Genomic DNA, 12007 nt, shown 5'->3' with positions numbered 1-12007 from the left:
GTCACGTTGCAGCGCCGCGACGTGCAAGCGAATCGACCGAAATGGCATGCGATGCGCGTCATCACGCAACGCACAAAAACCGAAAGTTGCGAACCTCGCGGCATGCCGCGCAGCACGCGCAAAAAAATCTGCAAACGCCCCTCCCGCTGCGCAGGTCGATCTGAGAAGATAGCGCCCCGCTTTCGCACGGCATCGCTGTTTCGTTCACGTGCCGCTTCACGTTTCTTCGTCTCGCTCCGTATGGCATCACACAATGCGCATCACGCGTCCGGCTTCGCAGCCGGCGTCGCCGCCGCCGTCCTCGTCGCTCAAACCGGTGCAACCGGCCCGTGGCACATCGGCATGCTCGCCGCGTTCGCGGCAGGCGTCGCGGGCGGCACCGCGCCCGACTGGCTCGAAGTCGCCTGGTGGAGCCGCAAGCGCCGCCTGTGGATCACGCATCGCACCGTCACGCACTGGGGCATCGGCTGGATCGCCTTGCTCGCGCTCGGGTGGCACGGGCTCATCCATCATCCGCATCCGCTATGGGCCGCGCCGCTGTTCGGCTTCGCCTGCGGCGGCGTGATGCACCTGCTGGCCGACTGGCCGAACCCGCTCGGCGTGCCGTGGATCTGGCGGCGCCATTCGCTCAACCTGTGGAACAGCGGGCATTGCGACCTGATCGTCGTGGCGGCCGCATGGGGCGGCACGCTGTGGCTCGCGCAGTCGCTGTGGTCGCGCGCGCCGCTGCTCGAACACTGGCTCGGCTGGCTGCATCGCGTCTAGTTGCAATTCGGCGCAATTTGGCGCGATGTCGTCACGCCGAATTGCACGCAACTTTCGGTTCATTGAAAGTGCGGCGCGAACCCCCATCTGAATCGGATTCGTCGACATCCCTGCCCGGCACGCACACGCGACGTCTGGCACACTGACGCTTCGATTCATGCGCGGTTCATCCGCGCACTCGCACCCCATTTCAACGCTCCGATGGACGTCACCGCTACCCGCCCTGCAGCCAGTGCGCTCGACGTGTTCCACCCGGCCGTCGCCGCGTGGTTCCGCCGCACGTTCGCCGCGCCGACCGGCGCGCAGGCGCTCGCGTGGCCGCACATCAAGGCCGGCCGGTCGACGCTCGTCGCCGCGCCGACCGGCTCCGGCAAGACGCTCACCGCGTTCCTGTGCGCGCTCGACGATCTGGTGCGCGATGCGCTGGCGCACGACGGCACGCTGCCCGACGCGACGCTGGTCGTCTACGTGTCGCCGCTGAAGGCGCTGTCGAACGACATCCACGTGAACCTCGACGCGCCGCTCGCCGGCATCGCCGAATCGCTCGCGCAACTCGGCCTGCCGGTACCGGCGATCCGCACGGCCGTGCGCACCGGCGACACCACGCAAGCGGAGCGCGCCGCGCTGCGCAAACGCGCGCCGCACATCCTCGTCACGACGCCCGAGTCGCTGTACGTGCTGCTGTCGTCCACGTCGGGGCGGCAGATGCTGTCGAACGTGCGCTCGGTCATCGTCGACGAAATCCATGCGCTCGCGTCGTCCAAGCGCGGCAGTCATCTCGCGCTGTCGCTCGAACGCCTCGACGCGCTGGCCGGCCACGCATTGCCGCGCATCGGGCTGTCGGCCACGCAAAAGCCGATCGACGCGGTCGCGCGCTTCCTGGTCGGCGGCCCGGCCGATGCGCCGCGCGACTGCACGATCGTCGACACCGGCCACACTCGCGAGCGCGACCTTGCGCTCGAACTGCCGAACGTGCCGCTCGAACCCGTGATGGCCACCGACGTGTGGGAACAGGTGTACGACCGCATCGCGGGGCTCGCGGCCGCGCATCGCACGACGCTCGTGTTCGTCAACACGCGGCGCACCGCCGAGCGCATGGCGCGCCATCTCGCCGACCGGCTCGGCAAGGAAGCGATCGCCGCGCATCACGGCAGTCTCGCGAAAGAACACCGCTTCGACGCCGAGCAGCGCCTGAAGCGCGGCGAACTGAAGCTGCTCGTCGCCACCGCATCGCTCGAACTCGGCATCGACATCGGCGATGTCGATCTCGTCTGCCAGGTCGGCTCGCCGCGCGGCATCGCGCCGTTCCTGCAGCGCGTCGGCCGCTCGGGGCACCATGTCGGCGGCGTGCCGAAGGGGCGCCTCTTCCCGCTGTCGCGCGACGAACTCGTCGAATGCGCGGCGCTGCTCGATTGCGTGCAACGCGGCGAGCTCGACGCGCTGCGGATTCCCGAAGCGCCGCTCGACGTGCTCGCGCAGCAGATCGTCGCCGAAGTCGCGTGCACGGAATGGCAGGAAGACGCGCTGTATGCGCGCTTCACGCACGCGGCGCCGTACGCGCGGCTCACACGCGAACGCTTCGACGAAGTGATGAAGATGCTCGCCGATGGCTTCACGAGCCGGCGCGGCGTGCGCGGCGCATACCTGCATCGCGACGTGGTCGGCGGCACCGTGCGCGGGCGCCGCAACGCGATGATGACCGCGACCACCTCGGGCGGCACGATCCCCGACATGGCCGACTACGCGGTGCTGCTCGAACCGCAGGGCATCCAGGTCGGTACCGTCAACGAGGATTTCGCGATCGAGAGCCTGGCCGGCGACGTGTTCCAGCTCGGCAACCAGTCATACCGGATCATTCGCGTGGAAACGGGCCGCGTGCGCGTCGAGGATGCGCAAGGCCAGTCGCCGAACATCCCGTTCTGGCTCGGCGAGGCACCGGGGCGCAGCGACGAGCTGTCGGCGGCGGTCGGCCGGCTGCGCGCGCGGCTCGACGGGCTGTTCGCCGACGGCGACCGGCAGGCGGCACAGGGCGGGAGCCGCGAGCGCATAGATGAAGGGACTGGCGGGAAGTCCACGCGCCGGACCGACGTCAAAGCCCGCGCGAATGCGAAATCAAGGACCGGGACCAACGGCGATACCGACGCGTCGATCGACTTGCGACACGATACCGTTGCCGCCGGCACCGCCGAAAGCCGCCTCGCGCCCGCATTGCGCTGGCTCGTCGACGAGCTCCGCCTGTCGCCGGACGCCGCGCGCCAGATCGCCGACTACCTCGCCCGCACGCGCGCCGCGCTCGGTGCGCTGCCGACGCAGGACACGCTCGTGATGGAGCGGTTCTTCGACGAATCGGGCGGCACGCAGCTCGTGATCCATTCGCCGTTCGGCAGCCGCATCAATCGCGCATGGGGGCTCGCGCTGCGCAAGCGCTTCTGCCGCAATTTCAACTTCGAGCTGCAGGCCGCCGCGACCGACGACGCGATCATCCTGTCGCTGTCGCTCGCGCACAGCTTCGCGCTCGACGAAGTGTGGCGCTACCTGCGTTCGGCCAGCGCCGAGCACGTGCTGGTCCAGGCACTGCTCGACGCACCGATGTTCGGCGTGCGCTGGCGCTGGAACGCGACGACCGCGCTCGCGCTGCCGCGCTTCACCGGCGGCAAGCGCACCGCGCCGCAACTGCAGCGGATGAAGAGCGAGGATCTGCTCGCGACCGTGTTTCCGGATCAGGTCGCGTGCCTCGAGAACATCGTCGGCGAACGCGAGATCCCGCACCATCCGCTCGTCGACCAGACGCTCGACGATTGCCTGCACGACGCGATGGATACCGACGGCTGGCTCGCGCTGCTGCGCCGGATCGAAAGCGGCGCGATCGAACTCGTCGCGCGCGACCTGCCCGCGCCATCGCCGCTCGCGGCCGAGATCCTGAACGCGAAACCCTACGCGTTCCTCGACGATGCGCCGCTTGAAGAGCGTCGCACGCAGGCCGTGCAGTCGCGCCGCTGGAGCGACCCCGAATCGGCCGACGATCTCGGCGCGCTCGACGCCGATGCGATCGACGCCGTGCGCGACGAAGCCTGGCCGCTCGTGCGCGACGCCGACGAAATGCACGACGCGCTGCTCACGCTCGCCTGCATCGCCGACAGCGAAGCCCGGGCGCACGCAGGTTGGCCCGAGCAGCTCGCGGAACTCGCGGACCGCCGCCGCGCCACGAAACTCGTCGCGCCGGGCGGCGCCGCGCTGTGGGTGCCGGTCGAACGGCTCGTTTGCCTACGCGCCCTCCACCCCGACGCACGCGTGACACCCGCGCTCAAGGTGCCGGCCGCGTGCGCTCAGCCGTGGGAGGCGGATGCCGCGCTCGTCGACGTGATCCGCGCGCGGCTCACCGGCTTCGGGCCGCTCACGCTCGACGCGATCGCGACACCGCTCGGCCTGCCGCCGACGTCGATCGCGACGGCCCTCGCGGCACTGGAGCGCGAAGGCTACGTGATGCGCGGCCGCTTCACACCGGGCGCGGCGACCGACGAATGGTGCGAACGCCACCTGCTCGCGCGCATTCATCGCTATACGGTGAAGCGGCTGCGCCGCGAGATCGAACCGGTCGAGCGCGCCGATTTCATGCGCTTCCTGTTCCACTGGCAGCACCTGACACCCGACACGCGCGGCACCGGCCGCGACGCACTCGCGGCCGTGGTCGAACAGCTCGAAGGCTACGAGGCCGCGGCGAGTGCATGGGAAGACGCGCTGCTGCCCGCGCGGCTCACCGACTACATGGCCGGCGGCCTCGACGAGCTGTGCCGCTCGGGCAAGCTGGTCTGGGCGCGCATCGGCGCGCCCGCGCGTGCGGCCGGCACGCCCGTGAAAACGACGCCGATCGTGCTGCTGCCGCGCCGCCATCTTTCCGCATGGCAGGCGCTGCGCGATCCCGATGCGCAACCGGCGCTTTCCGCGCGCGCCACGCAGGTACGCGATGCGCTCGCCGCGCACGGCGCGATGTTCTTCGATGCGCTGCTCGACGACCTGCACATGTTGCCCGTCGAACTCGAGCAGGCGCTTGGCGAACTCGTGTCGGCCGGCCTCGTGAACGCGGACAGCTACGCTGGCCTGCGCGCGCTGCTGAAACCGGTCGTCAAGCGCAGCGCGACCTATGCGCCGCGCACGCGACGCGGCGGCGCGTTGATCGGCGGAATGGACGACGCGGGCCGCTGGGCGCTCGTGCAGCGTCACGCGCCGCCAGGCGATGCGGCCGCGCCGAAACGCGGCCTGGCCGCGACCGATCCCGACGCGCTCGAACACATCGTTTGGACGCTGCTGCGCCGCTACGGCGTCGTGTTCTGGCGGCTGCTCGAACGCGAGGCCGACTGGCTGCCAAGCTGGCGTGAACTCGTGCGCGTGCTGCAACGGCTCGAAGCACGTGGAGAGATTCGCGGCGGACGCTTCGTTGCCGGGCTCGCGGGCGAGCAGTTCGCGCTGCCCGAGGCCATCCCGATCCTGCGCGAACTCCGGCGGCAACCGGGCGACGGACAGTATGTGTGCGTGACGGGCGCCGACCCGCTGAACCTCGCCGGCACGCTGCTGCCCGGCGACAAGGTGCCGGCGCTTGCCGGCAATCGCGTGCTGTTCCGTGACGGTGTACCCGTCGCGTCGCTGGTGTCGGGCACATTCCACTACGCGCCTGAACTGTCGCCTGCCGCACGCGAGGATGCGCGTCTGCGCCTCGCGCGTTACTGCTGACATCGGCTGACCCGCGCGCGGCACGGACTACTGATCGCCGGGCCGCGCTGCCGCAATCGTTCGGGTAGCATCGAACGATTGCCCGCGCGGGCTCCCGCGCGTCGCCCAGACAAAACAAGACTTCCGGAGACTGCCGCTCATGACTTCGCATGCCGACTCGCCCGCCGCTCATCACGCGGGCTCGTTGACGATTTTCCAGGGTGCCGCGTTGTATATCGGCGCGGTGCTCGGCACCGGCGTGATCGCGTTGCCTGCGCTGGCCGCCGAGGTCGCCGGCCCGGCGTCGCTGCTCGCGTGGGCTGCGCTCGTCGTGCTGTCCGGGCCGCTCGCGGCCACCTTCGCCGCACTCGGCGCACGCTATCCCGACTCGGGCGGTGTCTCGACCTACGCACGGCGTGCATTCGGACCGAAGGCCGCAGCCATCGTCGGCTGGTGCTTTTACTTTGCCGTGCCGGCCGGCGCACCGGCCGCCGCGATGTTCGGCGGCGCGTACGTCGCGGCCGTCACGGGCGGCGGGCACACGACCGTCATCGTCACGGCTGCCGCGCTGATCGCGACCGTGTCGGCCGCAAATGCATTCGGCGTCACCGTATCGGGCCGCATGCAGCTCGTGTTGTCGGCGCTGCTCGTCACGCTGCTGCTCGCCGCGGTGCTGGCGTCCGCGCCACATGCGCGCACCGCGAACCTGCAGCCGTTCGCACCTCACGGCTGGCTCGCGGTCGGCCAGGCCGCCGCGCTTCTCGTGTGGAGCTTCGCCGGCTGGGAAGCGATCACGCATCTCGCGGCCGAATTCCGCCGGCCCGCGCACGACATGCCGCGCTCGGCCGGCATCGCGGTCGTGGTCGTCGGGTTCCTGTATCTGTCGGTCGCCGCCGCGAGCGTGATGGTGCTCGGGCCATCGGCCGGCGCATCGGGCGCGCCGCTCGCAGAACTCATCGCGGGCGGCATCGGCGGCCATGCGCAGGTGCTCGCGGCCGCGGCCGCGCTGCTGCTCACGCTCGGCACGATGAACGCGTATTTCGCGGGCGCGGCCAAGCTCGGCGCGGCGCTCGGGCGTGACGGCGCGTTACCCGCGTGGCTCGCGCAAGGCAGCCAGGTCGGCGGCGTCCCGCGCCGCAGCCTCGGTGTGATCGCTGTGCTCGCGGCCGTGGCGCTGGCCGCGACGACGATCTCGGACGTCGGGCCGAAACCGCTCGTACTCGTGACGTCCGGGTGTTTCGTCATGGTGTACGGACTCGGTGCGGCCGCCGCGCTGAAGTTGCTGCCGCGCGGCGGCATCGCTTACCGCTGCGCGTGGATATCGCTGGTTGCGGTTGCCGGGCTGTTCCTGACGACCGGCTGGTATTTCCTGTGCCCGCTGCTGCTCGCGGGCGGCGCGCTGCTTTATCTGCAGGTGACCGGATCGCGCAAATGATGCGCGGTGCGCGCGCTGACGCCCGCCCGCCTGAGGCGGCGCGCCGGCGAATCGCCAGCCGGACCGCCACCCGGACCGCCACCCGGACCGCCACCCGGATCGTCGGCCGGATTGCCGCGCGCATCGCGCCTGTCAGGCCGATACCAGCTCGAAGCTGAGCCGCTTGCCGAGCGCGGCGGCCGCGCTCGCGAGCGTCGCCAGCGTGAGGCTCGTGTCGGTTTCGTCGAGCAGCCGGTTGAGCGCGGCACGGCTGGTTTTCATCCGCGCGGCCATCGCGGTTTTCGTGATGTGCTGCGCCTTCATTTCCTGCCCGATCTGCCACGCGATCACGCGCTTGATCGCGGTGGCGGTGGCCGCTTCGAGATTACCGTCCTCTTCGAGGAAGGTATCGAAGTCGCTGCCGATATGCGGGTTGTTCGTGGTCGTCATGTCGTACTCCAATGCATGGCATTGCCGGCTGCCCGGCCGTCGGAGACGGCGGGTTCCGGCGCAACCGGGAATTCAGATGGCGTGCGTCAGCGCCTTCAGGCGCGCGACGGTGACGTCTGGCTCGTCCGACGGCGTGGCCCGTGATTGCTTGAAGAAGCCGTGCAGCAAGACCATCGTGTCGCCGACGACCGTGAACAGCACGCGGGCGTTCCGCCCCGGCAGCATCACGCGGATCTCCCACAGATCCTTCGCCATCTTCCGGACCAGCGGCATGCCGAGCGGCCAGCCGAGTTGAACGGTCTTGATCTCTTCGCCGATCGCCCTTCGCTCCTCTTGCCCGAGCGCCTTGAGCCATTCGCGCACCGGCTCGTTGCCTCGGGCCGTGCAAAAGAACCGCACGCCGAGCGTGACCTGGATCTGCTGTCTCGCCATCGTCTTGTCACCAATCGTATCAAAAACGATACGATATGCCAAGCGCCACGACGACGGCTACTGGCCGGATAGCCAATCCGGCAACGGAGAAAGGGACTGAGCCGCGCTTGCCGCGCGGCCCGAAGGATCAGCGATCGCCGCGAGCCGGCTTGCGCGTGGCGCGTGGCGGCCGGTGCGAATGCTTGTCGCCGAACCGCGACCGTGCGATGTCGCGCACGGCATCGATCAGCGTCCGTGCGACCGGCGTCGGCTGCGCATCGGTGCGCAAAATGAGCCCGACCGGCTCGTCGGTACCCGCGGACGGTAGCGGCAGGCGCGCCAGCGCACCGGCCGACAGATCGTATTCGGCCGCATAGAGCGGCACGAACCAGACCGCGTCGTTCTCGAGCGCCAGCGCGCGAGCGACCGATACCGACAGCACCTCGATGAACGAATCCAGCGGCGGCGCGCCGCATGCGCCAAGCAGTTGTTCGGCCGACTGGCGAATCAGCGTGCCGAACGGCGGCAGCACGACCGGATAGCGCGCGAGCTCGGTGGCGGGCGCCCCGCTCGACAGCAGCGGATGCCCGGCGCGCACGACCGCGACGAGCGGCTCGTTGTACAACTGCTCGAACGCGAGCCCGATCATCCGCTCCGGCTCCGACAGTCGCCCAATCGCGCATTCGATCGCACCGGACTTCAGCCGCTCCAACAGATCGGCGTTCGCGGCCGTCGCGATCCGCACGACGATGCGCGGCCAGCGCTCGGCCAGCGCCTTCATCAACGCGGGCGCAAGCGATGCCGCGACGGTCGGCAGCATGCCGATTTCCAGCGTCGCGGCGGCGGCCCCGCCCTCGCGCGCGAGCAGTCCGACGCCCTGCCGCAGCGCCAGCACGCACGCGTTCGCATGCGGCATGAACAACTGCGCTTCGCGGGTCGGCTGCGCACCCTGCCGGCCGCGCTCGAACAGCTTCACACCGAGGATCGCCTCCAGTTCAGCGATCGTCTTCGACACGGCAGGCTGCGTGATCGACAGGCTTTCGGCCGCCTTCTGCACGCCGCCCAACTGCGCGACCGCAAGAAAACACTGCAGGTGCCGGAACTTGACGCGGCCGTCGGCGATACGGTTATTCATAACGGGTGGTTATGCGAATGGCAATGAAATGCCATTTTGCATAACTTTCCGGATAAGCCCAAGCGCTAGGTGAAACGTCACGCGTCACGCCGCAGCGCGTGGAAGCCGGTCGGCTCCCAGATCCGCGTCGCGATCAGCAGGCCCGTGCCGTGCTTCTGCCCGAGCGGCGCGGACGCCGACTCCGCATGCAGCGCGGCCGCCTTGCTGCGCAGCCGGCGCAATTCCAGTTCGAGCTCCGCGGCGGCCGCCTCCGTCAGCATCCCTTGCGAAAACGTCATCGTCTCGCCCGCGCCGTCGAAGCGGCTGTCGAGGAAATCGCCAAGGGCGTGTGCATGGAAATAACGGCGGATCGGCCCGCCCGGCAGCCAGTCGAAATCGCGCGCGACGCGCACGCGAATCCGGTCGCCCGGCAACAGCGCGACGACGTTCATCCGGTCGAGCATCAACAGGTATTTCACGCATTCGGCCTTCGTTACGCGATAGGCCGACACGATGTCCTCCACGGTCCAGTAATTGATCGCGCACACGGCGACGAGCAGCAGTTTCTCGTCCGACACGAGCAGCGCCTCCTGCTGCTCGGTCAGCATGTGCAGCCTCGGCGCCGACGCCGATGCCTCCTGCACGAGCTCGGCCAGCGTATAGCCGAGCAACTGCGCGATCTCCGCAACGCGCTCCAGCGTGAAGCGGCCGCTCGCGAACAGCCGCTTCACGCTCGTCTCGGAGACGTCGAGTGCGCGCGCGACATCGCGGTAGGTCATTCCCTGCGCCTTCAACTGGCGCTTCAGCGTTTCGATGAGTTGGGCGGTTTCGGTCATTTTAGTATCGAAAAATGATGCTCCAGGTCGGATATTAGGCTACCTGCGCGTACAGATGAACACTTTTGGATACTTGTCTGCATAATCGGCTCCGTCCTGTCACTCAACGACGGAGCCGAAATGGCCACTCGCACCGAAACCGCCGCTTACGAACCGCAGCACACCGCACCGCGCGATGCACGCGACACGGATCGCACGATGCCGCTCGCCACGGTCCGCACGCTGGCCGCCAGCGCGCATGTCGGCGATCTCGTGTTCATCCGCGTGCCGGCCGGCTCGCCGCGCGACGCGGCAGGCACGACGGGCGCATGGGCCAACCGCTTCGGCATCGTGGTCGATACGTCGGGCGACGAACCGGTGATCGCCGAATCCGCCGCGCTGGCATGGACGAAGCTCACGCCGCTGTCGCGCTTCGTCGCCCATACCGACGGCGGACGCATCGCGCTGGCACGCCGCATTGCGGCATCGACCGCCAACGAACAGCGCCGGTTGCATGCAACGGCCGAACAGCGGATCGACGCATTGCTCGGCAACCGCTTCAACCTGCGGGTGCGGCGCGGGTTCTGCGCGCAGTACGTGAGCGACGTGATCGGTGCCGACCAGGCGCCGACGCCGGCCGCACTGCTGCGCAGCAGCACGCTGTCGGTCGAATTCGACGGGATCGTGTTCGATCCCGGCTGCCAATGACAACGGGCGCGCCCAGGGAGGCCGGATAACAACAAGAACAAAAGACAAAAAATAGCGACGGGCTGGCTGGAGGGCCGTGCACGGGGTCGTCACCGACGACGCGAAGCCCGATCGCTTTCATCCGCCGGACAGGCATCCTGTCCGGCGGATTTTTCATTGGCGCACCGAACATAACGAACGGTTATGCGTCTCGCGAAAAAAGGTCATTTTGCATAACTTTCCGGATTGGCTAAAGTCCTGCCATCCCCTACGCGAAATACCTATCAGGAGACGCCCGATGGATTCCCCCACGATCCTCACGCCGCGCGACTGGCCGTCGCATCCGGCCTATGTCCACCCCGAGTACCGCTCGTCCGTGAAGCGCGGCCCGACCCGCCCGCTGATCCCGCTGAAAGAGAAGCTGCGCGACCAGTACGCGCCCGTCTACGGCGCGGAAGATCTCGGCGCGCTCGACCACGACCTGACGAAGAACGCCGTGAAGAACGGCGAGCCGCTCGGCGAGCGCATGGTCGTCACGGGCCGCGTGCTCGACGAAGGCGGCAAGCCCGTGCGCAACACGCTGGTCGAGGTGTGGCAGGCGAACGCGGCCGGCCGCTACGTGCACAAGATCGACCAGCACGACGCGCCGCTCGACCCGAACTTCCTCGGCGCGGGCCGCTGCCTGACCGACGACGAAGGCCGCTACCGCTTCCTGACGATCAAGCCCGGCGCGTATCCGTGGGGCAACCATCCGAACGCGTGGCGCCCGAATCACATCCACTTCTCGCTGTTCGGCGATTACTTCGGCTCGCGTCTCGTCACGCAGATGTACTTCCCCGGCGACCCGCTGCTCGCGTACGACCCGATCTTCCAGGGCACGCCCGAAGCCGCGCGCGATCGCCTGATCTCGCGCTTCTCGATGGACATCACCGAAGAAGGCTATGCGCTCGGCTACGAATTCGACATCGTGCTGCGCGGCCGCGACGCTACCCCGATGGAGCGCTGAATCATGACGACGCTGAAGCAAACCCCTTCGCAGACGGTCGGCCCGTACTTCGCGTACGGCCTCTGCCCGCAGCAATACGACTACGACCTGAAAAGCCTGTTCACGCCGACGATCGCCGCAGCGCACGCCGAAGGCGAGCACGTGCTGCTGGTCGGCCAGGTGTTCGACGGCGACGGCAACGTGGTCGGCGACGCGGTGCTCGAATTCACGCAGGTGGACGGCGCGGGCCGCTACCCGGCCTCGCGCGACGACATCGCGAAATCCGGCTTCACGGGCTTCGCACGGGTCGGCACGGGCACCGACGCGCAGCAGCGCTTCGTCGTCGAGACGGTGAAGCCCGGCCGCATCGCCGCCGACGAGGCGCCGCACATCAACGTGACCGTGATGATGCGCGGGATCCTCACCCATGCGTTCACGCGCGTGTACTTCGACGACGAAGCCGCGGCGAACGCGACCGACCCCGTGCTGAATGCGGTACCGGCCGAGCGCCGCGCGACGCTCGTCGCGAAACGCGACGCGCAGCCGGGCCGCCCGGTCGTCTACCGCTTCGACATCCGCATGCAGGGGCCGGACGAAACGGTGTTCTTCGACGTTTGACGCATGCGCCGGCGCACGCCGGCTTCGCACGCAACCGCACG

At 68.9% G+C, this 12007-nt stretch carries 10 protein-coding genes; 6 read left to right on the top strand and 4 right to left on the bottom strand.

What is annotated here, in order from left to right; translation table 11 throughout:
- Positions 1 to 240: 240 nt before the first annotated feature.
- The 3 genes from HWX87_RS00680 (at position 241) to HWX87_RS00670 (ending at position 6907) form a co-directional block, all read left to right on the top strand.
- Positions 241 to 765, top strand: a complete 525-nt coding sequence (locus HWX87_RS00680) for a metal-dependent hydrolase (RefSeq protein ID WP_176045181.1) — start codon at positions 241 to 243, stop codon at positions 763 to 765.
- A gap of 201 nt (positions 766 to 966) precedes the next feature.
- Complete coding sequence (locus tag HWX87_RS00675; RefSeq protein ID WP_176045180.1) at positions 967 to 5493, top strand: DEAD/DEAH box helicase; 4527 nt, start codon at positions 967 to 969, stop codon at positions 5491 to 5493.
- A gap of 139 nt (positions 5494 to 5632) precedes the next feature.
- The gene (locus tag HWX87_RS00670; RefSeq protein ID WP_176045179.1) at positions 5633 to 6907 is read left to right on the top strand and encodes an amino acid permease; all 1275 of its coding nucleotides are present in this window, start codon (positions 5633 to 5635) and stop codon (positions 6905 to 6907) included.
- Between the two features lie 132 nt (positions 6908 to 7039).
- On the opposite strand, the gene HWX87_RS00665 is transcribed toward HWX87_RS00670, so the two are convergent.
- From HWX87_RS00665 to HWX87_RS00650, 4 genes are all read right to left on the bottom strand, one after another.
- Positions 7040 to 7336 (bottom strand): XRE family transcriptional regulator, encoded by a 297-nt coding sequence (locus HWX87_RS00665; RefSeq protein ID WP_176045178.1) that lies wholly within the window; start codon positions 7334 to 7336, stop codon positions 7040 to 7042.
- 72 nt (positions 7337 to 7408) lie between these two features.
- Positions 7409 to 7768: a type II toxin-antitoxin system RelE/ParE family toxin gene (locus tag HWX87_RS00660; protein WP_176045177.1), complete on the bottom strand. Its 360-nt coding sequence runs from the start codon at positions 7766 to 7768 to the stop codon at positions 7409 to 7411.
- Positions 7769 to 7895: 127 nt separating this feature from the next.
- The gene (gene pcaQ / locus HWX87_RS00655) at positions 7896 to 8882 is read right to left on the bottom strand and encodes a pca operon transcription factor PcaQ (protein ID WP_176045176.1); all 987 of its coding nucleotides are present in this window, start codon (positions 8880 to 8882) and stop codon (positions 7896 to 7898) included.
- Positions 8883 to 8959: 77 nt separating this feature from the next.
- A complete protein-coding gene (locus tag HWX87_RS00650; RefSeq protein ID WP_176045175.1) occupies positions 8960 to 9697 on the bottom strand; it encodes a helix-turn-helix transcriptional regulator in 738 nt (245 codons plus the stop codon).
- A gap of 120 nt (positions 9698 to 9817) precedes the next feature.
- Between HWX87_RS00650 and HWX87_RS00645 the strand changes: the two genes are divergently transcribed.
- The 3 genes from HWX87_RS00645 (at position 9818) to pcaG (ending at position 11966) form a co-directional block, all read left to right on the top strand.
- Positions 9818 to 10384: a YiiX/YebB-like N1pC/P60 family cysteine hydrolase gene (locus tag HWX87_RS00645; RefSeq protein ID WP_176045174.1), complete on the top strand. Its 567-nt coding sequence runs from the start codon at positions 9818 to 9820 to the stop codon at positions 10382 to 10384.
- A 277-nt stretch (positions 10385 to 10661) separates the two neighbouring features.
- Positions 10662 to 11369, top strand: coding sequence for a protocatechuate 3,4-dioxygenase subunit beta (gene pcaH / locus HWX87_RS00640; protein WP_175015586.1), 708 nt, complete (start codon positions 10662 to 10664; stop codon positions 11367 to 11369).
- Positions 11370 to 11372: 3 nt separating this feature from the next.
- Positions 11373 to 11966, top strand: a complete 594-nt coding sequence (gene pcaG / locus HWX87_RS00635; protein WP_176045173.1) for a protocatechuate 3,4-dioxygenase subunit alpha — start codon at positions 11373 to 11375, stop codon at positions 11964 to 11966.
- The last annotated feature ends 41 nt before the right edge of the window (positions 11967 to 12007 follow it).

Source organism: Burkholderia sp. BCC1644 (assembly GCF_902833225.1).
GTDB lineage: Bacteria > Pseudomonadota > Gammaproteobacteria > Burkholderiales > Burkholderiaceae > Burkholderia.
This window is presented reverse-complemented; position numbering and strand designations above follow the sequence as displayed.

Coding starts and splice junctions, on each gene's coding strand:
- HWX87_RS00680 (WP_176045181.1), top strand. CDS start 241: ATGGCATCACACAATGCGCATCACGCGTCCGGCTTCGCAGCCGGCGTC.
- HWX87_RS00675 (WP_176045180.1), top strand. CDS start 967: ATGGACGTCACCGCTACCCGCCCTGCAGCCAGTGCGCTCGACGTGTTC.
- HWX87_RS00670 (WP_176045179.1), top strand. CDS start 5,633: ATGACTTCGCATGCCGACTCGCCCGCCGCTCATCACGCGGGCTCGTTG.
- HWX87_RS00665 (WP_176045178.1), bottom strand. CDS start 7,336: ATGACGACCACGAACAACCCGCATATCGGCAGCGACTTCGATACCTTC.
- HWX87_RS00660 (WP_176045177.1), bottom strand. CDS start 7,768: ATGGCGAGACAGCAGATCCAGGTCACGCTCGGCGTGCGGTTCTTTTGC.
- pcaQ (WP_176045176.1), bottom strand. CDS start 8,882: ATGAATAACCGTATCGCCGACGGCCGCGTCAAGTTCCGGCACCTGCAG.
- HWX87_RS00650 (WP_176045175.1), bottom strand. CDS start 9,697: ATGACCGAAACCGCCCAACTCATCGAAACGCTGAAGCGCCAGTTGAAG.
- HWX87_RS00645 (WP_176045174.1), top strand. CDS start 9,818: ATGGCCACTCGCACCGAAACCGCCGCTTACGAACCGCAGCACACCGCA.
- pcaH (WP_175015586.1), top strand. CDS start 10,662: ATGGATTCCCCCACGATCCTCACGCCGCGCGACTGGCCGTCGCATCCG.
- pcaG (WP_176045173.1), top strand. CDS start 11,373: ATGACGACGCTGAAGCAAACCCCTTCGCAGACGGTCGGCCCGTACTTC.